Annotated in this window: 28 protein-coding genes and 3 tRNA genes; 7 read left to right on the top strand and 24 right to left on the bottom strand. The window is 35.6% G+C overall.

From position 1 onward, the window contains the following. Positions 1–2 precede the first annotated feature (2 nt). The 5 genes from BLT30_RS01550 to BLT30_RS18145 form a co-directional block, all read right to left on the bottom strand. Positions 3–335 carry a YegP family protein gene (locus BLT30_RS01550; protein ID WP_089870846.1) on the bottom strand — a complete coding sequence of 111 codons (333 nt, stop codon included), beginning with the start codon at positions 333–335 and terminating at the stop codon, positions 3–5. Positions 336–344: 9 nt separating this feature from the next. Continuing rightward, on the bottom strand, positions 345–551 hold the full coding sequence (locus tag BLT30_RS01555) for a hypothetical protein (RefSeq protein ID WP_089870847.1): 207 nt from the start codon (positions 549–551) through the stop codon (positions 345–347). A 144-nt stretch (positions 552–695) separates the two neighbouring features. Continuing rightward, a complete protein-coding gene (locus BLT30_RS01560; RefSeq protein ID WP_089870849.1) occupies positions 696–1,358 on the bottom strand; it encodes a response regulator in 663 nt (220 codons plus the stop codon). Beyond that, positions 1,351–3,039: a tetratricopeptide repeat-containing sensor histidine kinase gene (locus tag BLT30_RS01565; RefSeq protein ID WP_089870850.1), complete on the bottom strand. Its 1,689-nt coding sequence runs from the start codon at positions 3,037–3,039 to the stop codon at positions 1,351–1,353. Before BLT30_RS01565 ends, BLT30_RS01560 begins: the two co-directional genes overlap by 8 nt. 76 nt (positions 3,040–3,115) lie before the next feature. Further along, positions 3,116–3,292 carry a hypothetical protein gene (locus BLT30_RS18145; RefSeq protein ID WP_156907081.1) on the bottom strand — a complete coding sequence of 59 codons (177 nt, stop codon included), beginning with the start codon at positions 3,290–3,292 and terminating at the stop codon, positions 3,116–3,118. 387 nt (positions 3,293–3,679) lie between these two features. On the opposite strand from BLT30_RS18145, the gene BLT30_RS01570 reads away from it, so the two are divergent. Beyond that, a complete protein-coding gene (locus tag BLT30_RS01570; RefSeq protein ID WP_089870852.1) occupies positions 3,680–4,516 on the top strand; it encodes a hypothetical protein in 837 nt (278 codons plus the stop codon). 6 nt (positions 4,517–4,522) lie between these two features. Here the strand turns inward: BLT30_RS01570 and BLT30_RS01575 are convergent, their stop codons facing one another. From BLT30_RS01575 to BLT30_RS01595, 5 genes are all read right to left on the bottom strand, one after another. Then, complete coding sequence (locus tag BLT30_RS01575; RefSeq protein WP_089870854.1) at positions 4,523–5,404, bottom strand: DMT family transporter; 882 nt, start codon at positions 5,402–5,404, stop codon at positions 4,523–4,525. Next, positions 5,401–6,048, bottom strand: a complete 648-nt coding sequence (aat, locus tag BLT30_RS01580; RefSeq protein WP_089870856.1) for a leucyl/phenylalanyl-tRNA--protein transferase — start codon at positions 6,046–6,048, stop codon at positions 5,401–5,403. The genes BLT30_RS01575 and aat overlap by 4 nt, the downstream gene beginning before the upstream one ends. 101 nt (positions 6,049–6,149) lie before the next feature. After that, on the bottom strand, positions 6,150–7,514 hold the full coding sequence (gene hutF / locus BLT30_RS01585; protein WP_089870857.1) for a formimidoylglutamate deiminase: 1,365 nt from the start codon (positions 7,512–7,514) through the stop codon (positions 6,150–6,152). A gap of 185 nt (positions 7,515–7,699) precedes the next feature. After that, positions 7,700–8,509: an N-formylglutamate amidohydrolase gene (locus tag BLT30_RS01590; protein ID WP_245707090.1), complete on the bottom strand. Its 810-nt coding sequence runs from the start codon at positions 8,507–8,509 to the stop codon at positions 7,700–7,702. 80 nt (positions 8,510–8,589) lie between these two features. Further along, positions 8,590–8,973, bottom strand: a complete 384-nt coding sequence (locus tag BLT30_RS01595; RefSeq protein WP_089870859.1) for a DUF3127 domain-containing protein — start codon at positions 8,971–8,973, stop codon at positions 8,590–8,592. Between the two features lie 167 nt (positions 8,974–9,140). On the opposite strand from BLT30_RS01595, the gene BLT30_RS01600 reads away from it, so the two are divergent. From BLT30_RS01600 to BLT30_RS01610, 3 genes are all read left to right on the top strand, one after another. After that, a tRNA-Leu gene (locus BLT30_RS01600) sits at positions 9,141–9,222 on the top strand. A gap of 42 nt (positions 9,223–9,264) precedes the next feature. Continuing rightward, positions 9,265–9,337 (top strand) — tRNA-Gly (locus BLT30_RS01605). 13 nt (positions 9,338–9,350) lie between these two features. Further along, a tRNA-Leu gene (locus BLT30_RS01610) sits at positions 9,351–9,434 on the top strand. 111 nt (positions 9,435–9,545) lie between these two features. Here BLT30_RS01610 and BLT30_RS01615 read toward each other — a convergent pair. From BLT30_RS01615 to BLT30_RS01655, 9 genes are all read right to left on the bottom strand, one after another. Continuing rightward, complete coding sequence (locus tag BLT30_RS01615) at positions 9,546–9,983, bottom strand: hypothetical protein (protein ID WP_089870860.1); 438 nt, start codon at positions 9,981–9,983, stop codon at positions 9,546–9,548. An 11-nt stretch (positions 9,984–9,994) separates the two neighbouring features. Then, positions 9,995–10,546, bottom strand: a complete 552-nt coding sequence (locus tag BLT30_RS01620; protein ID WP_245707091.1) for an RNA polymerase sigma factor — start codon at positions 10,544–10,546, stop codon at positions 9,995–9,997. A gap of 216 nt (positions 10,547–10,762) precedes the next feature. After that, positions 10,763–11,338 (bottom strand): acyltransferase, encoded by a 576-nt coding sequence (locus tag BLT30_RS01625; protein WP_089870863.1) that lies wholly within the window; start codon positions 11,336–11,338, stop codon positions 10,763–10,765. 12 nt (positions 11,339–11,350) lie between these two features. Beyond that, positions 11,351–12,073, bottom strand: a complete 723-nt coding sequence (locus BLT30_RS01630) for an SDR family oxidoreductase (protein ID WP_089870865.1) — start codon at positions 12,071–12,073, stop codon at positions 11,351–11,353. Next, positions 12,070–13,284 carry an ANL family adenylate-forming protein gene (locus tag BLT30_RS01635; RefSeq protein WP_089870867.1) on the bottom strand — a complete coding sequence of 405 codons (1,215 nt, stop codon included), beginning with the start codon at positions 13,282–13,284 and terminating at the stop codon, positions 12,070–12,072. The genes BLT30_RS01630 and BLT30_RS01635 overlap by 4 nt, the downstream gene beginning before the upstream one ends. Beyond that, positions 13,284–13,502, bottom strand: a complete 219-nt coding sequence (locus tag BLT30_RS01640; protein ID WP_089870869.1) for an acyl carrier protein — start codon at positions 13,500–13,502, stop codon at positions 13,284–13,286. Before BLT30_RS01640 ends, BLT30_RS01635 begins: the two co-directional genes overlap by 1 nt. An 89-nt stretch (positions 13,503–13,591) precedes the next feature. Then, positions 13,592–14,278 (bottom strand): LytR/AlgR family response regulator transcription factor, encoded by a 687-nt coding sequence (locus BLT30_RS01645; RefSeq protein ID WP_089870871.1) that lies wholly within the window; start codon positions 14,276–14,278, stop codon positions 13,592–13,594. Position 14,279: 1 nt separating this feature from the next. Continuing rightward, complete coding sequence (locus tag BLT30_RS01650) at positions 14,280–15,296, bottom strand: sensor histidine kinase (RefSeq protein WP_089870873.1); 1,017 nt, start codon at positions 15,294–15,296, stop codon at positions 14,280–14,282. Next, entirely contained in the window at positions 15,293–15,640 is a 348-nt protein-coding gene (locus tag BLT30_RS01655) for a hypothetical protein (RefSeq protein WP_089870875.1), read from the bottom strand. Before BLT30_RS01655 ends, BLT30_RS01650 begins: the two co-directional genes overlap by 4 nt. A 178-nt stretch (positions 15,641–15,818) precedes the next feature. Here BLT30_RS01655 and BLT30_RS01660 point away from each other — a divergent pair, with 178 nt between their 5' ends. Both BLT30_RS01660 and BLT30_RS01665 read left to right on the top strand, forming a co-directional pair. Next, complete coding sequence (locus BLT30_RS01660) at positions 15,819–17,918, top strand: outer membrane beta-barrel family protein (RefSeq protein ID WP_089870877.1); 2,100 nt, start codon at positions 15,819–15,821, stop codon at positions 17,916–17,918. Between the two features lie 55 nt (positions 17,919–17,973). Further along, a complete protein-coding gene (locus BLT30_RS01665) occupies positions 17,974–20,121 on the top strand; it encodes an outer membrane beta-barrel family protein (protein WP_089870878.1) in 2,148 nt (715 codons plus the stop codon). Between the two features lie 36 nt (positions 20,122–20,157). Here BLT30_RS01665 and BLT30_RS01670 read toward each other — a convergent pair whose 3' ends face one another. The 5 genes from BLT30_RS01670 to BLT30_RS01690 all read right to left on the bottom strand — a co-directional run bounded on the left by BLT30_RS01670 (position 20,158) and on the right by BLT30_RS01690 (position 23,874). Beyond that, positions 20,158–20,850 carry an RluA family pseudouridine synthase gene (locus tag BLT30_RS01670; RefSeq protein ID WP_089870880.1) on the bottom strand — a complete coding sequence of 231 codons (693 nt, stop codon included), beginning with the start codon at positions 20,848–20,850 and terminating at the stop codon, positions 20,158–20,160. Positions 20,851–20,865: 15 nt separating this feature from the next. Continuing rightward, positions 20,866–21,294, bottom strand: a complete 429-nt coding sequence (locus BLT30_RS01675) for a hypothetical protein (RefSeq protein ID WP_089870882.1) — start codon at positions 21,292–21,294, stop codon at positions 20,866–20,868. A gap of 42 nt (positions 21,295–21,336) precedes the next feature. Continuing rightward, complete coding sequence (locus tag BLT30_RS01680; protein WP_089870883.1) at positions 21,337–22,182, bottom strand: carboxylesterase family protein; 846 nt, start codon at positions 22,180–22,182, stop codon at positions 21,337–21,339. A gap of 76 nt (positions 22,183–22,258) precedes the next feature. After that, positions 22,259–23,074: a 3-methyl-2-oxobutanoate hydroxymethyltransferase gene (gene panB, locus BLT30_RS01685; protein ID WP_089870885.1), complete on the bottom strand. Its 816-nt coding sequence runs from the start codon at positions 23,072–23,074 to the stop codon at positions 22,259–22,261. Positions 23,075–23,160: 86 nt separating this feature from the next. Beyond that, positions 23,161–23,874, bottom strand: a complete 714-nt coding sequence (locus BLT30_RS01690) for a Crp/Fnr family transcriptional regulator (protein ID WP_089870887.1) — start codon at positions 23,872–23,874, stop codon at positions 23,161–23,163. A 95-nt stretch (positions 23,875–23,969) separates the two neighbouring features. Between BLT30_RS01690 and BLT30_RS01695 the strand changes: the two genes are divergently transcribed. Further along, entirely contained in the window at positions 23,970–26,348 is a 2,379-nt protein-coding gene (locus BLT30_RS01695) for a heavy metal translocating P-type ATPase (protein WP_089870889.1), read from the top strand. Positions 26,349–26,360: the final 12 nt, after the last annotated feature.

The following is a 26,360-nucleotide window of genomic DNA, read 5'->3' on the forward strand; positions in this document are numbered from 1 at the left end:
AGTTAATTTGTTTCGTCAATGATTTCTGCGGTTGGAGCATTTTCTTTCACGGATGCTATTCCGTTTTCCATTCCTTGTTTGGAGCTATATAATTGGCTTTTACCGATTATTTCACCATTTCCGGCTTTCAGAACAAAGTAATCTTTATCATTCGTAGAAGTTCTTCTTTCGAATCTGGAATCGATCTGTGAATTGACCCGTACGGATTCTATTCCGTTTTTACATCCGGATTTTGCTGCATAACCTTCACTTGTAAGGATGATCTCTCCGTTACCGGCTTTGAGATTGAATTGATATTCTCCGTCTTTTCTTTTTGTGATGATGAATTTTCCCATTGTTGTTTTTTAGCTAGTGTGACATTCGTTAGAGCAGGTTTTACATCCATTTGACTGTGAATAATCTTTTTTAGCTTCTTTCACGGCATCTTTACAAGAGGAAAATTCACCTAAATATTTTCGATTTTCAATACTAGGTAGAAATATGCAATCTTGATTGTGAACTTCGTGGTCATCATTATTTTGCGCTTTTTTGTTAACATAATACTTTTTCATAATGATTGATTTTTTTATTTGTTTAATAATCCAAAAGTATAGTTAATGATAATCCTTTCCTTACGGAAAACCGTAAAATGATTTTTTTTAATAAAAAAACCCTTCAGAATATCTAAAAGGGTTTTTATTATTAAATGGTGATTATTAAATGATGCCGAGATCTTTACAAAGTACAATCATTTCTATATTGTTTTTTGCACGGAGATTATCACGTAATTCACTCAGTCGTTTCTCAATAGAACTTTTACTATAAGGTTGTATATTCTCTTTTTTGAACTGGCTTTCTATTTCGCTTTGCGTAAATCCCAAAGAAAGAAGTTTAAGAAGATTTATATCGTATTCTGTAAAATCAAAAGAATAATTACGAATAGAATTCAGAATCTCTTGTGGAATTACAATTTCATTCTTGTAAATCTTTTTCATAGTATTTTTTAACTCTTTACCATCATTTCTTGCTTTGCTGACAAAACCGTCTATATTATATGTTTTGAAAAGTTCATCAATAGCCATTGGTCTTTTTTCACTAGATAAAACAATAATTTTTAACAAAGGCTGTAACTCTCTTACTTGTCTTATCAACTCTTGTCCTGAACTAATATTTTGTTGTATGTGATCTTGCTGAAAAGACAGATCTGTAATCAACAAATCATAAGGTTGCTTATCTTGTAAAGCTTTTGTAAGTTTTCGTAAAGCATCATCACAATAACTTACAAATTCAAAATCTTGAATTTGCATTTCTTTCAAAGTATTGATAACACCTGAATTTTCTATTTCGTGGTCTTCGGCAATTAGAATTTTTTTAAACATATTTTGAATGTATTGGAACAGTAATTTGAATGATTAATCCACCTCTTGGATTTTGTTCAAAAATAATATCTCCGTTGATTGAATCAATACGGTTTTCCGTATTTCGTAATCCAGTTCCTTTTTTACTTTCCAAATTGCTGATTCCAATGCCATTATCTGTATACCTTATCGTTAGATTATCTTGGCTTTTTTCAAATTTTAAAGAAGCGAGTTTTGCCTTGCTATGTTTTTTCATATTTACCAGAATCTCTCTTATTATGTAATAAAGTTCTGATTGAGCATTGTCTGACAGATTTTCCCAAATATTATCTTTATATCCCACAGGTAAAATTCTTTGATCATTAGAAGAGTAAGAGTTCATCATTTTATAAAATCGGGAATAGAAATCTTTTTCTATAATTTCGTCTTGGGCAATGTCCCTGGATTCTTCATACATTTTTTCGATACGGTTAAGTATTTTTTCTTTATCTAACTCCGGCTGATTTTGAATTTCTATCATTGTGTGATAAAGTCCATTCGCTACCACATCGTGAATTTTTTTTGAATATTTTAACTCCGTATTTTTTACTTCTAAAAGCTTCTCTTGCTCCATTCTTTGTTTTCTTCTTCTATACCAAAAAATTCCTATGATAGATGAAATAATTGCAAGTGTAGAAACTCCAACAGTCAATCCCTTTTGCCTAATAATCTGATATTTTTTTTCAGTATTATCTTTCTGAAGTTTTAGATTGTCTGCTTTGCTTTTTTCAGTTTCATATCGGATTAAAGCAAATTGATTTTTGGCTTTATTTCTAGCAGTTTGTAGACTATCATTAAGAAATTGATATCGATTGAAATGTGAAGAATAATTTTTTGAATCCAAAACAATGAGCTTCTGCAATGCTTCGATCTGGTCGTCCGGACTTTTAATTTTATTGGAAACATCAAACATTTTTTTCGCATAAAACAATGCTGAGTCAGATTTTTTTCTTGAATAATAATCTGCGAAATGAGCATAGCTAGCATTTTGTCCCCAAAGATCCTTCTCTTTAATCCTAATATTGAGAGCCTGTTTAAATTCTGGAATAGGATTGAAATTTGAATTTTGAAGCCATTTGCTATATGCAAAGTTAGATAAGGCTCTCGAGTATTCCTTATCTTTTTTAGTGTTATTATCTAAAATGGATTGGAATATTTTAGAAGCAGAATTATATTTTTTTTCTTTTCTGTAAGAATTTGCGAGATTGTTTCTATAAATATTTTTATTTATAGAATCATTACTGAATTTTATGGCTTGCAGGTAAAATTCTATAGCTTTTTTATAGTCTTTTAATCTACTTGAAACAATGCTTAGAGTGTTGTAATTTATTGAGATATAATTATATTCGATACTATCTCTTTGATTGAAATAATCCAGTGCAGAAAGTCCGCTTTCTTGGCTGCCAAAGTAATCGCCTTTGGTTTCCTGTATTATTGCAAGATTTGCAAGACATTTTCCAACTCCAAAACTATCTTTTTTCTGAAGGAAACTATCTTTTGCTCTGAAGAAATACAGAAATGAACTGTCTAATTCGTTTTTTTCTCTGAAATCGAACGCTTTGTCATAAAATGCATTGTCAGTTGTCTTTTCAATTTCCTTGATTGAATGTTCAGAGCAGCCTATAAGAAATGATAATCCAAGTAAAAAGTATAAAAATTTCAAGACAATTAGTTTTTATACCAAATTAAAAAAAAATAGCGAAAGAATAATCTTTCGCTAGCTGATTTTAAGTAGTTTATCAACCACCAATAATTTTTGGAGGCACTGGATGTCCTTCTTCTCCACCCGTATCACCCGGATTTGGTTGTGCAACAGTTGGCGTTGTGCTGCCGTCATTACCACAGTTGGACGTATTGTTATTTGAACTTGAAGGGTTTGAAATTAACCCCAATAATATTAAAAGAAATTGTAACATGATTTTAAAAATTTAAAAATTGGCATTCGTGTTCTTCCCCGTGAAACCGATCACGAGCAGTGGACACATTGTTGAAAAAAGAAGCGCTTCTTAAATTTTTGGGAAGTGGACCTTCAAAAACGGAAGAGAAATTTCTGCTTCCCAAGCCAGAGATTTTCCTCCGTCTTATCAGGTTGTTTTTTGAAACCAGTTTTGTAACTTTGTTTTTGTAATGTTTTGTTTATCACTGATTTCTGATTACAAATTTCAGTTAAAGTGATTGTCCAATCCTAGACACACGATGGACATGAGAAGGACATAAATATGATAGGTTTTATGGAAATCCGTAATTTTTAGGACAAGCATTTGTCTAATTTGGACAACGATTTAATTCTTCAAATAAATTATATGTATGAAAAGAAGAAAATTTTAGTCAAAACTGTTTTTGATGAGACAAAAAAAATGCTTCCGAGAGGAAGTAAAAGTTCAGTCGCGGCCTATCTAAGCTTGGAATTTGAAAAAAGATTTGGATTTTCAAAGGATGAAAGGACGTTTGTTAGATTCTATACTTCTTTGGTGGAAAAGGGTAAAGATTATGATATAGATGACGTTACTCTGGACTGGTTTAGTGAATCTCTCGGTTATAAAGATTACAAAACTTTTTGTAGTACACATAACTTTAGTAAAGTCAATGATGATTCATCAATTACCAATGTTAATGTTACTTTTGATGACGAAGCAAGATCTTTAGTGGAAAAGCTATCCCAGATTGTCGTGAATATAACAACGACCCCGGTTTTTAAACTTCCTGAGTTTCTTACCAAACAAAGTAATCTTGGAATAATGGGTGCCATACTTTGTGGAAGCTTGGTCGTGGGGAGTAAAATGTATAAAGCTGATGAGGGCGTTTCTGAAAAACAGGATGTTGGAAAAAGATTTGGGTTGCTTCAAACTTTTTCAAGGCAATGTATGTATTGGAATGGGAAAGAATATATTCCTGAAGATTGCAATAATACCAGAAACGGACTAATTGCTATTGATGCAAAGCTGATCGCCAATTTCAAAAAAATAACCCAACCTGATACGATCAGGTCAATAAAAGGGATTTGGTACTCGAAGTATCAAAATGAAGTGGAGTTTTTTACTGCAGACGGAAAAAATCCCGATAATAATACAGAACTTCATCAATTGACAGATCATATGCTTAATAAATATATTTTGCCAAAGGATTCTATTGAAGAATAGTTTAATTTAAACTGTCTTCGGATTACTCCTCAAAAATATCAACCCGGCCAGAATGATCAATGCTCCAATAGATTGAAGCATCGTCAAAGTCTCGCCATCAAGAATTCCCCACATTACCGCAACAATTGGCATCAGCAAAGTGACTGTGGAAGCAAAAAGTGGAGTAGAGATACTTAATAACTTGTAATTCATCATCATGGCCATTCCTGTCCCAAAAACAGATAACATGGCCACAAATCCTAATCCGGTAAAATTGTCTTGATTCATTTCAAAATGTTGGAAAAATCCTGAAAATACCAAAGCGATCAACGATGGCAGAAACAACACGAATGAAAATACAAATGCAGACATTATTGTAGCGGGAACTTCATAAAGTTTTGATTTTACCGTCGTTGTACTGATCGCATATAATAGTACTGCCAAGATCAATAACAGGATCGGATAGATTTTGAGCTCACCACTTTCTCCACTTCCGAGAGCCAGAATACATGCGCCGACAAAGCTTATCATTACACCGATAATTTGTTTTCTGGTGGTTGAAAATTTCCAAACTAATGAACCAACGATAATTACAAAAATTGGCATCATAGAATTGATGATTCCAGCAATACTGCTACTGATTTCGGTTTCTGCTAAAGGAAATAAAAACATCGGGATAAAGTTTCCGGAAAGAGCTGCAACGACCAACCATTTCAAATGTTGTTTCGGGAATTGCCTGATCTTGGAAATAGCATAAGGCATCAAAACGATTCCAGAAATCAGGACGCGTAAGGCGCCGACTTCATAAGGGTTGAAATGTTCCAGGGATTTTTTGATCAATATGAAGGATGAGCCCCAAATCACAGATAATGCGATAAGAAGGATCCATTTTTGTTTTTCAGTATTCAAGACCTTTGTCGTTTTAAAATGTTAAGGTAATCCTGTTTCGGGATCATTTTTGCACCAAGGCTTTCCAGATGCTCAGAATGGATTTGGCAATCGATCAGTTCCCATTCATTTTGATATTTGGTCGTAAAATGAATAAACCCTGCTTTCGATGCGTTGGAAACTGTGGAAAACATGCTTTCTCCACAGAAAATATTTCCGACTTGCACACCATAAAAACCACCAACCAATTCAGTGTTTTGCCAAACCTCAAAACTTTTTGCCTTCCCGTATTGATGAAGCTTTACAAAAGAATCGATGAGTTCTTCATTGATCCAGGTTCCGTCCTGTCCTTTTCGTTCTGTTATTTTGCAGTTTCTCATCACGTCTTCAAAACATTTGTTTTCCGTGAATTCGAAAACTTCGTCTCTTAGGATCTTTTTCATTGATTTTGAGATTTTTATTTCACTCGGAAAAAGAATAAATCTAGGGTCGGGGCACCACCAAAGGATTTCCTCGCCTTCATTATACCAGGGAAATAATCCCAATTGATATGCAAACCAAAGACGTTCAAGTTTTAAATCACCACCAATTGCCATCAGACCATCTTGCGGGTCATAAAGTTCGGGGTCAGGAAAAGAAATATCTTCTTGGTCTAAGCGGAACATTTTTGAGAATATTATTATAAGTTAGGGCCTCGCAGATTGAACTAAAGGCAGATTTATTTAAATTCTTATCTGCTCAATCTGCAAAATAAGCGAGAATTATTTTATCTGATTTTAATTTTATTAATTGATTTTACAAAACCTTGTCTTACATCTTCATAGTGCTCGTGTTTCCCATTTTTCACAACCCAATTTCCGGCGACAGCAGTTCCAAGCAAATGCGAAGAATCTGAAGAATATACAATCGTATTGCAAAGGTTTTTAAGGGAAGAAGTCGCAATCAAAGGCGCTTTTGCATCAATTACTACCGCATCAAAACTTTGTCCGACCTTGAAGAAATTCTCATTCTCAAAAGCCATCGAGTTCCGTCCGGATTTCCAAGCCATCTTCAACGCATTGTATCCACTGTCACCGAGATTCGGCTTAAAAAAAGTATCACGCCTGTGTGTATGGATTCTTTGTCCATAATCCAGAATTCGAAGGTCTTCCAAAGGATTCACACAAATTTGGCTGTCCGTTCCGATAGACCAATTCCCTCCAAAACTCTGATAATCTTTGAGCCGAAATCTTCCATCACCCAGATTTCCTTCTGTGGAGGGACAAAGAACGATGTTCGCACCTGATTTTGCGATGCCTTCAACTTCATTATCTTCCAAGTGTGTACAATGGATGAGGTTGAAATTCTCATTCACATCACAATTTTCCAAAAGCCATTCTGCAGGTCTTTTTCCGTAGAAATCCACACAATCTTTGATTTCTTTCAACTGTTCTGCGATATGAATATGAAACGGATAATCTTTCGCAAGCAAAGAAGATTCTATCAAATTCTCTTTCTGAACGGCTCTTAAAGAATGCGAACCAACCGCCAGATTAGCCTTATCATAAAACTGAATCGACTTTTTAGAAGATTCCAGCAATTGATAATAATCCTCAATATTTTTTGAAATGAAACGTCTCTGTAAATCATAAGGTTTCGTCCCGAAATTCCCTTTCTGATAAAACATTGGAATCAAAGTGATCCTGATTCCGACTCTTTTTGCAGCAGCGACCAATCGTTCGCCCATTTCAGACAGATTTTGATAAGATTTTCCATCTTTATCGTGATGCACATAATGGAACTCTGCAACCGATGTATAACCGTTTCTCAGCATTTCTGCATACAACATTGCCGCCACATTTTCCATTTGTTCGGGAGAAAGTGAAAGCGCAATTCTGTACATCGCATCGCGCCAGCTCCAAAAATCATCCGGAACTTCCGAACCTTCAAAATATTCAGCCAAACCACACATTGCATATTGGAAAGCGTGCGAATGCGCATTCTGAAATCCCGGTAAAACATATCCGTCGATGTATTCGCCTTCGGGTTTTTCCGCGGTTTTCAGTTCAGAGATATTTCCGTATTCGTCCAGCTTTACAAAAGCATTTTCCATCCATCCGTTTTCAGTCAGTAATCCTTTGAATGTGTACATTAAGTCTTCGTTATTTTAATATATTTTTATTTGGGCAGCTTAATCTGCCTTCCGCTCTCAATCTTTTTATTCCGCTTCGCTCCACAAAAAGGATTTCCGCTCAAGTCGGGCTGCTGCAATTCTACGTTCCAAAAGAATTGCTATCAGAGTTAAAATCTGCCAAATCTGCGAGAAAATAATTTAATCTAAATTTTATTGGACGTTTCTATAAGATTAACCAAAGTTTCCTTCAAAACAAGTTGTATTCTCCTGGCATTAGCTTCATCATAAATTGTTTCCGAAGAATCCATATAATTAGTCTTGCACATTTCCAGCTGCAAAGCGTGGATATTTTCTTTTGGATTTCCAAAGCTTCGGGTAATGTAACCACCTTTGAAAGGATGATTATGAGAAAATCCGTAACCTTTATTTTGCAAAGAATCAATCGTTGTTTTAATTAATTCAGGACTTGCAGATGTTTCATCATTATCACCCAAAATCAAATCCGGAAAATCTTCCGGCCGAATTCCCGGAACAGATTTCCTGATAGAATGGGCGTCAAATAACAACACTTTCCCGAATTCTGCTTTTGTTTTCTGTAAAAATTCATTCAGTTTCTTGTGATAAGGTTTGTGATACAACTCAACTCGCCTGGAAACTTCTTGTTGATTTGGAGTGTGATCATCATTATAGATCTTATTTCCGTTGAAATCTGTTATTGTCACGACATCCGTTATTACTCTTCCGTCACTATAGAGCGCATGGTTTTCCGGGTCTCTATTCAGGTCGACAACCCATCTGCTATAATTCGCAGTAATGATTGTTATTCCAAGTTCCGTTGCAAAAGAATATAGTTTGTCAATAAACCAATCCGTGTCATCCAATTGGCTTGAAATCTCAGGATCCATCTTGGATTTTATATCTTCCGGAATAAAAGTTCCAGCGTGCGGGATGCTAATGACAACAGGGACTTTCGTAACTGTTGGCTCAATGATTTTAAAGATTTCCATGATCATTTATAATGACCCCGAATTTATAAAAAAAATCCCTGCACAAATGAATATGCAGGGAAGTTTATTGTAATTAAATTCTTTAATTAGAAAGGAAGGTCGTCGTCTTCATCCTCTGCGAAAACATTCTTGTTTTCAGATGCAGGTGGTTGACCTTGATTTGGGGTTGCCTCAGTTGGCTCATTGAAGTCAGAAGAACCATCTTTCTCCATTCTCCAAGCTGTAATAGAATTGAAATATTTTACTTCACCTTGTGGACTTGTCCATTCTCTACCTCTGATATTGATATGAACTTTCACTTTATCACCAACTTTATATGTATTAAGAAGGTCCACTTTTTCAGATAAAAATTCAATATTAATAGGTTGTGGGTATTGCTCTTCTGTCAAAAGAACCAATTCTTTCTTTTGAAATCCGCTGTTAAAAGTTTGTAAATCAGAAATTTTCTTTATCGTTCCTGTTAATTCCATGTCTCGAAAATGTTTTAAGTCTGTAAAGGTAATAAAAAGTATTGATGTTATTCAAAATCACACAACCAAAAAACTTGAAAAAAAAGATTGAATTTATTTTGGAGGGAATATAAAAGTGTTATATATTTGCACTCACCAAAACAAAAGAAAAGGAGTTCTTAGAAAATGCGGATGTGGTGTAATTGGTAGCCACGCCAGACTTAGGATCTGGTGCCGTGAGGCGTGGGGGTTCGAGTCCCTTCATCCGCACACAAAATAAAAAATTTCTAAGTGATTAGAAATTTTTTTTATGCGAAAATAGCTCAGCTGGTAGAGCACAACCTTGCCAAGGTTGGGGTCGCGGGTTCGAGTCCCGTTTTTCGCTCAAGTTCTACTTTGCCCTGGTGGTGGAATTGGTAGACACGCAGGACTTAAAATCCTGTATCCGCAAGGATGTACGGGTTCAAGTCCCGTCTGGGGTACTTAAAAAGCTTTCTTAAATTTTAAGAAAGCTTTTTGTATTTTAAAGCGAAAGGAGAAAATTACAGATGATTCATGGTAATAATTCCCATCATGATGTTTTTTATGTATGATCAAATTTTCTTTTCTTCAGGTTCAGGTCTACAGAATTTGGATTCGAATTTCTGCTTCCACATTTCTTTGAACTTGTCTTTGTCCTCTTCTGTTCCAAAAAAATTGGATTCTAGTTTCTGTTTCCACATCTTTTTGAACTCCTCACGCTCCTCTTCGGTGCCACAAAATCTCGATTCGAATTTCTGTTTCCAGTTCGCTTTCATATCATCTCGTCCCTCGAAATGATTTCTTCTTCCGAATTTTTTCCCGTTAAAGCCTCCAAATAAGATTTTGGATAACAACAAAATTCCAAATGCCTGCCAATAATTAATCGCCTTCACACCTAAAATATCTGGTAAAAGCGTATTCCAAAGCCATTGGAAAAACCAAATGAACAATCCCATTGCAGCAATCATACAAGGAAAAATCAGCCAAATTTTCTTTTTATTCTTTTTCATTTCTTTAAATATTAATCATTCAAATCGTCGTAAAGTATTTGCAATTTTTTTCGCAAATGTTTTACAGCATAAGATTTTCTACTGATTATTGTTTTGATGTTTTCGCTCTCTTCGTCTGCAATTTCCTGTAGTGTTTTATCTTCGAGTTCGTTTTGTATATAAACACGTCTTTGCTTTTCCGGCAATTCATCTAATGCTTTCATCAGCTCATTCCAAAACATCTCTTTGAATACCCCGATTTCCGGGTTGTTTGTATCATCCGCTAAAAGAATGTCTTTCACATTCAGTTCTCCATCTTCGTCCTGATAAACAAAATCTTCCAGGGATTCGCTTTTCTTTTTTCGGTAACTGTCGATGATCTTGTTTCTAGTGACCGAATATAACCAAGCACCAACATTTTCCAACTCATCCAGATTGGTCAATCGACTGGTCTGAAACCAAACTTCCTGCAAAATATCTTCCGCATCTTCTGCCTTTGCCACTTTAGAATTGATAAAGCGCAAGAGTTGCGAGCCGTAGTTTTTCACGACTTCCGTAATCGATGCAGATTTTTTTTCGGTCATTTGCTGTAAAGATAGCGACTCCATATGAATATGACGACGCTCTTTATTTTTTACTTTAAATTTTTAGGAAAATTTTTAATCCGGGCGACTGCTGGGCTATTCAGGGGTGCCGTCTTATAAAAAGCCAAAGTGCATTCCCAAGTGTTTTTATAAGACCGCTCGCTACGCTCGCGCCCTTACTATCCCTGTCGCAGAAAAGTCGGTATAAGAAAGTTTCTAGATCAACGGCAACCTCATCAGCTCGTGTTTACCGAAAATGATCGAGTTTGCTGGAACACTTCTGGAGATGACGCAGTTGGCTCCAATGATGCAATTATCACCAATTGTTACACCTTTGAGAACGGTAACATTACTGTAGATTTTGACATTTTTTCCAATAACAATCGGTGCTGTATTGAATTTGTCTTTATGCCAGATATACTCTGGTTTCGTATCAAAAGCATGGTCGTGGTCATAGAACTTGCATCCTTCTGCAATACAAGTGTCATCTCCAAAAACAATTTTATCAAGGCAATTAATGGAAATATAATGACTGAGATCTACATTATTCCCGAAAACAAGAGTGCCTCCTTTTCTGATCCTGATAGCGTTATGGTCTCTCCAAATAACGTTTTTCCCAATCTCGAATTTGGCATTGTCATCCAGTTCAAAAGTGGTCGCTTTACCAATCTTCAGATCAGAATGGAGCTTGACTCCTGAATGGGAATTGAGAATACTGTAAGAGTAAAGTTTCTCAATTTTAGCAATTGTTTTTGGAATGATGTTAAGCACTTTATAAATTAGATTGATCATAGTTTTGTGTTTTTATAATGTTCCGGAATCCACAAAAATCTCCTGCCCGGTAATCGATCTTGATTTCTCTCCTGCCAAAAACAAAACTGTTTCTGCAACGGATCTCATATCGGTTTCTTTTTTCAAAGCTGTTCTTTTGAAGATCCTGTTTTTGTGTTCCTGGGTCAGTTTTGCATTCATCGCAGTTTCCATATAGCCAGGAACGATGATGTTGGAACGGATTCCACGTTCGCCCCATTCTCTGGAAATGTTTTTGGAGAAAGATTGTAAAGCGCCTTTTGAAGATGCATACATTGATAAGCCTTTGTAGCCTGTATGGGCGCTGATTGACGAAATATGAATAATACTTCCGGAAACCAGGTTATAGATCATGTTTCGAATCGCATATTTTGTCAGAAACATTGGAGAATAGAGATTGACATCGAACATTTTTCTCAACTCATCGATATGAAGATTGGTCACAATATCATCGTAAGCAACTGCCGCATTGTTTATCAAAACATGAATCGGGATATGATTGTTTACGAAATCCCTGAAAACAGATTGTTTGATATTTTCCGGATTTGACAAATCAAAAGCTTTGAAGAAGAGATTATTGGGATATTGCTGCTTCAAAATTTTTAATTCTTCAGATTCTGTTCTGCTGATTCCGTAAATCGTGTGCCCATTTTCCAGAAATAATCTGCTGATTTCCAAGCCAACACCCCTGGAAACTCCTGTAATCAAAACATTCATACTATTTTCTTTTTTCCGGTTCTGGTTAATTCTATTTTGTTCACAAAAGTTATTTTTCTCGGAATTTTAAAGTTTTGGATTTTCTCATTCAGGAAAGATCTTATATCCTCTTCTTTCAATTCAGAACCTGGATGTAATTCTATTTCACAACAGATCACGTTTCCTAAAACTGCATTTGCTTTTCCGTAAACTCTTACATTCCTGATTTTGGAATGTTGTGTGAGTTCATCTTCAACTTCGTAAGGGTTTACTTTGTAACCACCGACGTTGATCAACTCATTTTTTCTTGATGTGAACCTGAATTTTCTTTGTTCGTCATCGGTCCATTCTATCAGATCTCCGGTTGGATAAAAGTCATCAATCAGATTTAGTTGGGTTGTTTTTCCAAAAAGATCTTTATGGATATATAATTCGTCATCGACAACCTTTACAAGACCAATGTGCTTTTCCTGAACAAAGAATTCATCATTCTGAGAGGAAAACAGAGGCCCGGTTTCAGTAGAACCGTAAACATTGTTGATTCTCGAATTTGGAAAAGCTTTTCCAATTTCCGAGATCAAGTGACTATCGGATTTCTCTCCGCCAACTGTGATTTTCTTCACCGAATCAAATGACTTTTTCAACGGTAATAACAGTCTGTAAAAAGTCGGGGTTGATGAAAGATTCGTTATTTTATATTCATCGATAGCATTAATGACAAAATCTCTCGGAGCTAGAAAAACATTAACCAAAAGATTCTGATTCAAAATGGCCTGGAAAAAAACCTGAACCCCCGCAACGTGAGTCGGATTAAAAGCAAATCCCCAAACATCGCTTTTTCTCTCGTCTGAAATATTGATTTTTCTAATGAGATTTTTCAGCGGATGTGTGAACTTTCTTGTAAACCCTGTTGTTCCTGATGTAAAAAGTGTAATCTGGGAAGTTGAATTATTAATAGAATTAATCAGTTCTTCAACCGAATTGATTTTATTAGGATTCTCAATTCTAATTAATTGATTGACTTGCAAATCATTTGATAAGATCTCTTTTTCAGAAATGTCAGAATCCATTAAGGCAATACTTTTTTGATTGACCAATGCAAAGATCCAGTTCAGAAAAAATGACCTCAGGTCAGGATAGATATAACAATCGATGTAAGAATTTTGGGAATTAACATGCTGCAGGATTTCTTCATATGAGAGAGAAAAATTGCGGTCTATCAGGAAAAACATTAGAGCTTTGCGAAGATTTCATTAACCGAATTCACCAATCCGTCTTCGAATATGTCTACTCCAAATTCCTCTTCAATTTTTACGGTAAGCTCGGCTAGGTCAAAAGAATCGAAATTGAGGTCTTCTCTGAGCTTTTGCTCAGGAGTGATTTCTGAAAGTAATTCCTCAAACTTATTCTTTTTGATAGAATTGACAATTGTTAACAGCTTTTCTTGCATCGTTTGTGTGTTTGATGCAAATTTAACATTATTTCTTAGTAAAGCCGTAAGAGAATAGACATAATTTAGAATATGCTAGAGATAAACTATTATTTTTTGATTTTCAAGAAGAATTCGGATTTGTAGGTTTCGCCAATCGGGATTTCTTTTCCGGAATTGAGGAAGACGTTTCTCACATCGATTTTTTCAATTTTGTCTAGATTGAGAATGAAGGATTTATGAACTCTGGCGAAGTTTTCGGGAAGCTGATTTTCGAGAGATTTCAAAGTGTCAAGAACGATGTATTCCTGATTTTCTGTTTTGATGTTGACATAATCTTTGATGCTTTCTACAAAAAGGATTTCATCAAAATTGATTTTATGCTGCTGTCCGGAAGACTTGACGAAGAAATAGGAATTTGTCGAATCTTCATTGGTTGGGAATCTTTCCTGAGCTTTCAAAGCACTTTTTTCGAAACGACCGAATGAAATGGGTTTCAGAAGATAATCGATGACGTTGTGTTCATAACCTTCCAATGCGTATTCTGAATAAGCTGTTGTGAGAATATACTTTAATTTGTCGCCAACGATTTTCATAAAATTGATTCCGGAAAGTTCCGGCATTTGGATATCGAGAAAAATCAAATCCGCATCATTTTTCTGAATATATTCCAAAGCTTCAATCGGATTTTCTGTAGAGAAAACCAACTCAAAACACGGAATTTTCTCAACGTAACTTCCCAACAAAGAAACTGCAAGTGGCTCGTCATCTACAACAATGCATTTTATCCTTTTCATTTTATTTCAAATCAATTTTCAAATCTACAGAAAATTCGGTTTCCGTTTCACTGATGTTCAGTTCGTGTCTTTTGGGATAAAGGATTTCCAGTCGTTTTTTCACATTCCCAATTCCAATTCCGGAAAGTGAATCTTTTGACCTTTGTTTTTTGAAGTTTTGAAGGTGGAAATTCAAAGTTTTATTGTCATCCGAAATCTTCATAGTGAAACCTTTCCCACTGAAATCGCCATGTTTAAATGCATTTTCTACAAACGGGACCAAAAGCATTGGCGAAATATTAAGGTTGGAATGATTGATTTTTTTTTCAATCATTAATAATTCTGGATTTTTGATTCTGAGTTTTTCCAATTCTATCAGACTTTCCAGATAACCGATTTCCTTTTCCAATGGAATGAAATCTTTCTCCAAATCCTTCGTGCTGTATCTTAACAATTGACTCAATTCCTCAATCGCAGGCAACGCTTTTTCGGAGTTCTGATATACCAAAGAATAGATATTATTTAAGGTATTGAAAATAAAATGCGGATTGATCTGCGTCTTCAAAGCCTGAATTTTCGCTTCGTTTCTTTCCTGTTCCAGTTTTTGTCTCTCGGTTTCAATCACTCCAAATTTTTCCAGCAGCCACATTATTCCAGCGATGAAAACATTGATACAGCCATAATAAATGTTATCAAAAAAGTAATATAGCAACCCGGTCTCCTCATTGTAATTTCTAAATCCAAAAGTGACTGGCAGCAAAACTTCTTCCATCAAATATCTGACTGTGGCAAAACAAAGAATCGACAGGAAAAATGAAAGAATGACCGTATAAACTTTCTCTTGTCTGAAAACTTTCGGAATGATTATCAAATAACAAATGTAAAACGTGATAATTCCTGAGAGAAAGAACGTGATCCTCAAAACCGTACTCTGTAGATCGTCCTCTCTATCCAGGAAATACAAAGGCGTGATCACAGTTCCAAAAAAGTTGAGACTCCAATAGATGATTTGAAGCCAGATGATTTGTTTCTTTTTCATCGCAGTTCTTTGTTGTTAATTAAAATCGGTTTTGAGGAAGAATAATGCAAATGTATTGAAACGGAATCTGAATTTGGATTCTCCATTATCAATCTGCTCTTTTTTGGCAACCTGTATTGGAGTTCGGAATTTGCGATGATGGTTTTCGGCATATTCAGTTCAGAAACGAGATTTACTGTTTCGTGTGACAGATTTTTAATTTCTAAAGTGGCGGGCGCTTTCAGCTTTTGTAAGACAATGCTGTCTCCAGGCGCAATTGCTATCGTTTTCCAAACATCGACCCGATGTGTCCCAATGCAGGACATCATTGATGCTAAAATCAGAATGAGAGTTACTTTTTTCATATTCCAAAAGTAAGGACTGCAAAAACATCCAGAACACCAAATTCTATGAACGCCTGTTTTTTACCGATGAAAATGTTTTGGTCGGATTAAAACCTCATCAAATCTAAACGCTATTTCAAAGAAAAGACTTTGAAAATATATTTGCATCAAGATTTTTACAACTATCAAATAAACTATTATGAAACTGAAATATCTATTTATCGCAACAATCCTGTCGTCTGCAACTTTTGCTCAAACTCAAAAAGACAGTTTGAAAGAAATTGAACAAGTCAATATATTAGTGAGGAAAAAACTGCTTGAGAGAAAAGCGGACCGATTGATTTTCAATGTTGATGCATCAATCGCTTCGCAAGGAATGGATGCGGGAGAAACGCTTGCCAATGTTCCGATGCTGAAAGTGGATGAGAATCTCGGAACGGTTTCTATCACAGGAAAAAGCAGCGTGAATGTGATGATCAATGGAAAAATGCTGAATCTCTCGGGAACTGCACTTTTGAATTATCTAAAATCCATCCGTTCCGAAAACATCTCGAAAATCGAAGTCATTACAACGCCGCCTTCCAAATATGAAGCGCAGGGAAACAGCGGACTCATCAATATTATTCTTAAGAAAAATCCGAATCTTGGTTTCAGCGGCAACATCAGCACAGGCTTGACGCAAAGAACTTATTTCAACGGAAGCACGAACGGAACTTTGAATTATCAAACCGAAAAATTAAGTTTAAACTTGAAGACAAGTTACATCGAAGGTGCAAAACGAGCGGATGAAAGGTTCACGATTCTTGGCGCTTCGCAGAATTACAGCAGGTCTGTCCGAAAAGATATGTGGCAGGATTTGACACCCAACTTGAGCGCTTCTTATAAAATCAACAAAAACTCCGAAGTCGGAGTGGAATATATTTTTGATAACGGGAAAAACGGGATGAACATCTTGAACACGACGAGAAACATCAGTCCGGATCTAGATGAAAAAAACTTTCTGACCAACACATATCACAGAGAAAAATCGCCGACACATACTTTCAGCACTTATTACGATTTGAAGTTGGATTCGCTAGGGAAAAAATTGAGTTTTACAGGTAATTTCTATAAGAACAATAATGATACGGAAGTTAATTTCTCAACTTTGACTTTACCTGAAAATACGATTCAGGATGTGAAAACTTTGTCGATGATCAAGCCTCAGATTTTCTCGGTTCAGGGCGATTTGGAACTTCCTTTTTCATTTGGAACGATTGAGACTGGTGTGAAATTCAACCAATTCAGAAATTCTGCAGACTTGAAATATCTTGATTGGGAAGATAACCAGTTTGTTATAGATGATGAGAAAAGCAGTACTTTCAATTACCGCGAAGAAAATTATGCAGCTTATGCCAGTTTTGCTAAGAGTTTCGGCGAACATTGGGAAACAAAAGCTGGGTTGCGCTATGAAAATACGTTTGTGAAAAGTACTGTCAATAATTTCTCTTACGGACAATGGTTTCCATCGGCTTATGTTTCTTATAAAGAGGACAAAAATGTGTTCAGCTTGTCTTATTCCAGAAGAATCAACCGACCAAGTATGAGCAACCTGAATCCTTTCAGATGGTACGAAAATCCACAGTCTTACTCAACAGGTAATCCTCTTTTGACGCCTTCTTACATTAATAATTATGAATTGGGTTATACTTATAACAACAAATTCTCGACAAGCATTTATTATTTAAAATTAAAAAATGCGTTTGGACAACTAGCTTATCTTGATGGCAGGTCTCAAACTGGCGATTATCAAAATTATTATAACAATGATTTCTATGGAATGAATGCTTCGTATACAGACACTTTCTTCAAATTCTGGGAAGCCAATATCACGGCCAATGCTTCTTATCAGACTTCGGAAGTTTTCAATATCAATGCCCCAACTTTGAAAGGTTATTCTTTGAGTTATTCCATTAATAATACTTTCATTTTGAACAAAACTAAAACGGTTGCTCTTTTCCTTAACTACGACCAAAGCCTTCCTTACAAAAATGTGAATTCCCGCTTCGAGAATTTCTCCAATCTGAATTCAGGTTTTAAAATTTCATTAATGGAAAAACAGCTTCAGATCAATGCCACGGTCACCAATATTTTTGGACAACGATACAAAGGTCAAATGTATTTTGAAGACAGCAAGCAACTGATGAACAATTATTGGGATGGAAGAAGCCTGCGTTTGAGCGTGAATTACACTTTCGGAAACAAAAAGCAGATCAATAAAAAGAATATCAATTTCGAAGAAAAAGACAGAGCTCAATAGTTCATCGATGTAACAAATCGAGGTTTTGGAAGTCTAATCAATTACAAACTAAACTATGAAAGTAAAATCTATTCTTCCGATCTCTGCCTTATTTCTAAGTCAAATTTACTTTGCCCAGGAAACTCCTAAAAAAGAAACAGACGACAAGGAAAAACAAATAGAAGCAGTAACGATCACCAAAACTAAAAAAGCTGTTGAACAAAAAGCAGACAGAACTATCTATGATTTCTCGGAGCAGCCACATCTTAATTCCGGTAATACTTTAGAAGGATTACAAAAAATTCCCGGTTTGGTTGTTTCTGAAGTGGCAGGTATGGTTTATCAAGGAAAAGCTCTGGATGTTTATATGGACGGAAGACCTTTGAATATCTACAGTACGCAATTAACTGCTTACCTGGAAGGGCTTCCTGCAAACAGCATCGAAAAAATCGAGATCATCACGCAGCCTGGCGCGGAATTCCCGGCAACTTCCGGTGGTGCGATCATCAATATCGTTACCAGCAGAAATGCAAAATCATATCTATCTGCTACCTATGCAGGAGGTTATCGTTTTAGCAATTATGAGCATTTCAGAAGTAAATTCAATAATAGTTTAACGCTCAACTCAAAAAATAAATGGTTTGGCTGGCAGTTAAATGTCGGGCAATCTTACAACGAAAGCGAAACCAGATCTACTATTGATGAGATTTCCAGACTGTACAATGATAACTATAACCGTAATCAATATTTGAGAAGTGCTTTTACATTTGATGTTGGACAAGACCGTTTGTTGTTGAATTATAATCTCACTTTTGGTTCATCGGACCGTTATGTTGATGGTTACTCTTTGTTTGAGGGAAAAGAATCAACTAGTAAAGACAAAACCGACCAGAGTAATACCCGAAACGAAATCACGGCAACTTATCAGAAAAATTTTGATGATAAAAACAAAAAATTAGAATTCAAAGGGTCTTATACCAATTTCAATAATAATTTTGGACAGGCTAGCCAAGATGTTTCGCCATTGCCTTCAGAAATGAAAAATGTTCTGAATAACGGTTCAAACCAGAATGTATATAACTTTAGAGTGGATTACTCTCAGCCCATTAAAGTTTTAGATGAAGGGAAAATAAGTTTGGGAGCTTATTACGACCAATTGGAACTGACTGCAGAAAATTTTAATGTTGAAAACTTGGATTACAAAAGCAAAACTACTGCATTCTATTCTGAAGCCAGCGCAACAAAAGGAAAAATGGATCTTGTCCTCGGTCTTCGTGGAGAATATTACAACATCAACGGAACAAGCCTAAATCCTGATAACGGAAATTATGATAATTTGAGGTCGTTTGAAAAATTCAAACTGTTCCCAAATGCAAGTGTGCAATACAACATTATTCCGAAAATAGCTTCCTTCAATATCAATTATAACAAGAAGATCACTTTACCCAACGTTGCTAACCTAAACCCAAACAATAATAGATATAGCAACGACAATATTGATTATTCTGGAAACCCCAATCTTCAGCCAACCATTTTCGATAATTTCGAAATTAAATTAACTGCCTTGAATTATGCTTTCATTGGTTATAATTTTACCAACGCAAAAAATCAGGTGGTACAAAAAGTGTCCAGAACTGGAGATGTGATCTCTCAAACCAGTGATAATATAGGCCGTATGAAAACGCATAATTTCAACATTGGATTCCCGATTCCGTTAGCTGTTTTCAATACGCCGTTCAAAGAGATCATGAAAATGGATATGAATCCTGACAAAGTAAGTTTTATCTTTCTATATGGAGCATATCAATTACAACAAATTGATGAGGTCATTGATCCGAAAGGTTATTGGACCTACAATGTGACGGGACAATTTATTTTACCCCTTAGTGTGAAATTTATCGCCAATTACACTTATTTAACAAAAGGAAACAGTGATTTTTTCTATCCAAACAAATCATTTTACAATACATTAAATTTATCATTGTCAAAGAAATTCAATAATGATAGAATGACGCTTACCTTGTTTGCCAATGACGTTTTCAATACCAATGAAACGAATCTCAGAACAATTAATACAATTCCGAATGTGTTCATTCGCAACAAAAACGACACTAGAAATTTTGGACTTTCATTCAATTATAAGATCCCGACAAAAAACAAGCTGGCGAAAGAATCTCCGAACTTGCTCAATCAGGAGAAAAAAGAAGAAACCTCTACCTTATAAAACAAAAGATCCGAAAGAGAATTTTCTTTCGGATCTTTATTCTTCGCAAGCCCTCCAAACCGCATCATTCTGTGGAACCGGAGCCGTAATTTCTATGTTTTCTTTGGTTACCGGATGTATAAATTCAAGCTTCCTGGCGTGAAGAGAAATTCCGCCATCCTGATTGGAACGTGGTGAACCGTACTTCAGATCACCTTTGATCGGAACCCCGATTTTGGAAAGTTGCGCACGGATCTGGTGATGTCTTCCTGTTTCCAGATCAACTTCCAAAAGAAGATAATTATCCAAAGTTTTGATCAAATTGTAGGTCAGTATCGATTCTTTCGCACCTTCTGTCGCTTTTGGATAGACAATCGCTTTATTATTTTTTTCATTTTTCTTGAGATAATGGACCAATCTTTGCGAACCCGGAATTATTTCCTTGGCAACAATTGCCCAATATGTTTTTTTAACCTCCCTATTTTTAACCATTTGAGTCAATCGGGAAAGTGCTTTGGATGTTTTGGCGTAAATCACCAATCCGGAAGTTGGCCTGTCGATCCTGTGAACCAGGCCCAGAAAAACATTACCGGGTTTATCATCTCTTTTTTTGATGAAATCCTTGATCAATTCCAGCAGAGATAAGTCACCGGTTTTATCGCCCTGAACAAGTTGTCCGGCTTTTTTATTGATGACCATCATGTGGTTGTCTTCATAAACGATTTGGGATTCAGAAAAACTTCGATTCATTTTTAATTAGTAATGTTAAAGCAGATGTTTTAATGGTTTCCACATTTCTTCATCATATAAACCATGGCTTTTTAAATACTTCACAATTTCTCGTAAGTCAGTCAGCACTTCATCGGAAAGAGATATTTCTTTAGAATCACTTTTTAAAAACAATTCTTTCATGGCTTCTATTTTCCTTTTCAAAGCTTCTATTTCATTGAATTTTTCCTGTTTCGCGGCATATGTATCAATAGTGAAATTTTCGATTTTATCTGCCAATTCATCTAATTCTTGTAGCTCCTCTAAGCTTTTGAAATCTCCAATTTCAATGGCATATTTCTGCATAACTTTTTTATATTCGAGAATCAAATTAGGACATTCTTGGATTGGATAACGAGAAAGCCAAGTTTCGAATTTCATATTCTCGTCATCAAGTAAAATTTCTAATTCTGCACGATAATCCATTTTTTGTGTTTTTAAATGTTTTATTAAAATTAATAAAAATATTTAAACTTCCTTATGCTGCTTCAGCAGCCATTTCGGGATTTCGTCCACGAGTTCTGAGGACAAGATATTGTTGTGGTATTTGTCTTTATATTCCCAAAGAAAAACTTGGCCCTTAGACTTCATTTCATCAAAAAATTTGAAATTGCTTTGAGGAAAATTATCCGTATCCAAACTTCCGTGAACAATCCAAATCGGCATTGTGAGAAGTTCATTCATTTTATCAAATTGAGAAATTCCGGAAACATTAATTGCAGCTGCAAACAAATCCGGTCTTTTGGAAATTGCATTAGAAGTCGTCGCGCCTCCCATAGAAAATCCCATAACGTAGATTCTGTCTCGGTCAATATTTTCATTGATGACTAATGAATCAATGGACTTCAAAACCAAATCCAGATACTCATTAGATTCAGACACTTTCACATTTCTGCTTTCATCCAAATGATAATTCGATGAACGAACGGGAAATTGCGGAGACAAAACATAAACGGGATGCTTTTCTCTGTTTTCGGGAAGAAGCCACATTTTAGACAAAACGCCCATCTGCGAAGTATTATTAGTTCCAATTGCGCCAGAACCGTGAAAAACTAAAACTAAAGGATATTTCTTATCCTGTTCAACTTTCTTTGGTTTCAGAAAACGATAGTTCACAGCTAATTTTCCATTATCAAATTTTCCGGCTTTGAAATCAGAATAATCCAGACTCTTGATGTATTTGATTCTTGCTAATGATTGTAAGGAGTCGGCTTTGTCGTGAAATTCAGTCTTAGTTCCATACTTCATTTTCTGTGAAGTGCAGGAAAATAGAAATAGAACAGAAAATAGAATTGTAAGAATTTTAGAAATCATTCTTTATTATTTTAACCACAAAAGTCACAAAAGAAATATACATTAATTTGCGACTTTTGTGGTTTATTTTTAAAGTTTAATAACTTTCCTTATCATTTGGGAAATCAGCATTTTTCACATCTTTCACATACTGAGAAACTGCTCCGGTAATTTCAGAATAAAGGTCAAGATATCTTCTCAAGAATTTTGGAGAAAAACCTTGATTCATCCCAACCATATCGTGATAAACCAAAACCTGTCCGTCACAATCCGGGCCAGCTCCAATCCCGATTGTAGGAATAGAAATACTTTCCGACGCTTTTTTTGCAAGTGCCGCAGGAATCTTTTCCAACACAACTGCAAAACATCCTAGTTCTTCCAATAATTTACAATCAGAAATCAATTTTTCTGCTTCCGCTTCTTCTTTTGCTCTTACTTTGTAAGTTCCGAATTGGTAGATGCTTTGAGGCGTCAATCCAAGATGTCCGCAAACCGGAATTCCTGCATTCACGATTTTTCCGATAGAATCCTCGATCTCTTTTCCACCCTCGATCTTGATAGCGTGGGCACCACCTTCTTTCATCATTCTCACAGCAGACTCCAAAGCTTTTTCCGGATTACTCTGATAAGTTCCGAAGGGCAGGTCTGCCACAACTAATGCTCTTTCAACGCCACGAACGACGCATTGTGTATGATAGATCATTTGGTCAAGTGTAATCGGCAAAGTGGTTTCGTGACCAGCCATTACGTTCGCAGCAGAATCTCCAATTAGAATTGAATCAACACCGCCAGCGTCAACCATTTTCGCAGTTGTAAAATCGTAAGCCGTCAGCATGGTGATCTTTTCCTTATCGAATTTCATTTTTCGTAAGGTCTCAGTTGTGATTTTTTTAATTTCAGAATGTACAGACATAAGAATTATTAATGATAATTTATTAGTGATAAATGATTAAAAATGAAAATGATGATTGGAATCAATCATCACTTATCTTTTATCGTCTATATCACCACGTGACCCAATTTGATCAATTTTTCTCTGTTAAGGATTTTGATATTTCTACCTTCTACAGAAATCAAATCATCTTGTTTGAATTCGGAGATCAATCGGATGGCGCTTTCTGTTGCAGTACCAATGAGGTTGGCAATTTCTTCTCTTGTCAAAGAGATCTTGATGAAACCTTCCGGGTCAGTTCCCAACTTTTGTTCCAACAAAATAAGGATCTCTGCCAATCTTTCTCTTACTGTTTTTTGAGCAAGGAAAGTCACTGTGTTTGCAGATTCACCCAATTCATAAGCAATTTTTTGAAGCATTGCGTAAGACAATTTTGGGTCAATTTCCAATAATTTTAAGAAAACATCAGAAGGCAAAAACTGAACTTTCATTGGCGTCATAGCTTCTGCTTTGGCTTGGAAATTCTCACCGCAAAGTAATGAACGATAACCTATCAAATCATTTTCTTTGCAGAATCTCAAAATCTGGTCTTTACCATAAACACCTGATTTCGATAATTTAGCCGTTCCTTTTTCGATAAAATAGACGCCTTTGGGCGATTCGCCATCGTCGAAAACGACATCGCCTTTTGAGAATTCTAGAACTTTGAGTGCATTACTGTAGATTTCAAAATCTTCCGGATTCAAACTTTGACGTAAAGATTCTTGATTAAATGCTTTTGAGAAATTTTCTTCTATAACCAATTGTTGTTCAAGAGACATACCTATGACATTTGTCAGCAAAAATAAGACTTTTTAACACTACTTACCAAGATTTTTGACGTAATTTTGCAATCCAAATATCTGAGAACTTTTTAATGGCAGAACAATGCTTTCATTGCGGTCAGAAAATCGACAAGGAACGCCTTCTTTTTGACGGCAAAATCTTTTGTTGCAACGGCTGTCAGTCCGTTTATGAAATTCTGAATTTTCACAACCTTGATAATTTTTACAATATCAACCAACGTTCGGGGATAAGGCCGAACAACGAGAACAATTCGCAGTTCGATTATCTGGACACGCCTGAAATCTTTACCAAAGTTGTAGATTTCTCCGAGGGCGGAACTACGCTCGTGACCTTCAAAATTCCTGTAATCCATTGTTCTTCTTGCATTTGGTTATTAGAAAGTCTTCACACGATCAATAATAAAATCAAATATTCTCAGGTTAATTTTACCAGAAAAACACTTCAGGTCTCCTTCAAAGAAGAGGAATTGAAGCTAAGTGAATTGGCAAAATTCCTGACGAACCTTGGATACAAACCAATCATCAACCTTGAAACTGCCGAAAAAAAACACGATAAATTAGACAAAGGCCTTTTGATAAAATTGGCAGTTGCAGGATTTGCTTTCGGAAACGGAATGTTTTTCAGCTTTCCCGAATATGTTTCCGGAGACGACGTTTGGTTTCATTCTTACAAACATTTATTCAGAATTATTTTATTCTTGCTGGCAACAGCCGTTGTATTTTATTCGGCTTCAGATTATTACAAATCCGCTTGGTACGGTTTGAAAAACAAAATCATCAACATCGATGTTCCGATTGTTTTGGGAATTTTCGTTCTTTATGGAAGAAGTATTTACGAAGTTGTAACCGATTATGGTCCAGGTTATTTCGATACGCTTTGCGGATTATTGTTCTTTATGTTGCTCGGGAAAACCTTTCAAAAAAGAACTTATAACACGCTTTCCTACGACAGAGATTACAAATCTTTTTATCCAATTGCAGTAACAAAAGTTGATTTTGATGGAAAACAGGAAAATATTCTTCTTTCGGATTTGGCAGTTGGCGACAGAATTATGGTGAGAAATCAGGAAATTATTCCTGTAGATTCGATTTTGATTAAAGGCGAAGGAAATATTGATAATAGTTTTATCACTGGAGAATCGGCTCATATTTCCAAAAAACCAGGCGATAAAATATTTGCCGGAGGAAAACAAACAGGTTCGATTCTGGAACTTGAAGTAATTAAAAGTGTTGACCAAAGTTACTTGACTCAACTTTGGAACAAAGAAGCTTTCAAGAAAATGGATACCGGTCTTGATACGTTGACAAATACAATCAGTAAATATTTCACATTCATTATTTTAGGAATCACACTTTTTGCCGGAATTTATTGGTCGAGAATCGATATGGAAAAAATGTTTCAAGTCGTTTCTGCCATTCTAATTGTGGCTTGTCCGTGTGCTTTAGCTTTGTCAGCACCATTTACTTTCGGTCATATTATGAGGATTCTTGGTCGAAATAATTTCTATGTGAAAGATACTTTGACGATAGAAAGGCTGGCTAAAGTCGACACATTGGTTTTTGATAAAACCGGAACTATTACCGAAAGTAAAAAATCGAATATCAATTACATAGGAAGTGAGATTGAGGATTTTGATTTGAGAAATATTAAATCTTTACTTAAAAACTCAAACCACCCGCTTTCCAAGTCACTTTATAATTTCATCGAAGTGAATGATGATTATTTTGAAGTGGAAGATTTTGAGGAAATTTCGGGTAAAGGTTATCAAGGAAAAGTCAGAGAAACTCTTTATAAAATAGGTTCCGCAAGCTTTGTTGGAGAGAAATCCCAGGATTTGGAAACTGCAGTTTACATTAAGAAAGACGAGACTTTTATTGGAAAATTCACGTTTAAAAATGAATACCGGAATAATCTTTCCCAGCTTTTCAAAAACTTAAAAAATTACGCTGTCAACATTTTAAGTGGTGATAATCCTTCAGAAAAACCAATTCTCGAAAAACTCATTCCGAATGTTTCAGAAATGAAATTCAATCAAAATCCGGAAAACAAACTGGACTTCATCAAAGTACTTCAGGACAAAGGACGAAAAGTAGCGATGCTTGGCGATGGATTGAATGATGCCGGAGCCTTAAAACAGAGTAATGTCGGAATTGCAATTTCGGATGACAGCAATTCTTTCACGCCTTCATCAGATGTAATTATGAATGGCGAAAAGATCCCGGAACTGGATAAATTTTTAGCACTTTCCAAAGATGCGATCACGATTGTAAAAATCACATTCATAATTAGTTTGTGTTATAATGTTATCGGAGTCAGCTTTGCCGTTTCCGGACATATGCATCCACTTTTTGCGGCAATTTTTATGCCTCTTAGCTCTGTAACAGTTGTAGCGTTCACGACGCTTTCGACTTGGCTCAGAAGCTCCAAATATTTTAAAATAAAGATTTAGAACACCTTTATT

This window comes from Epilithonimonas hungarica, from assembly GCF_900102265.1.
Taxonomy (GTDB): Bacteria; Bacteroidota; Bacteroidia; order Flavobacteriales; family Weeksellaceae; genus Epilithonimonas; species Epilithonimonas hungarica.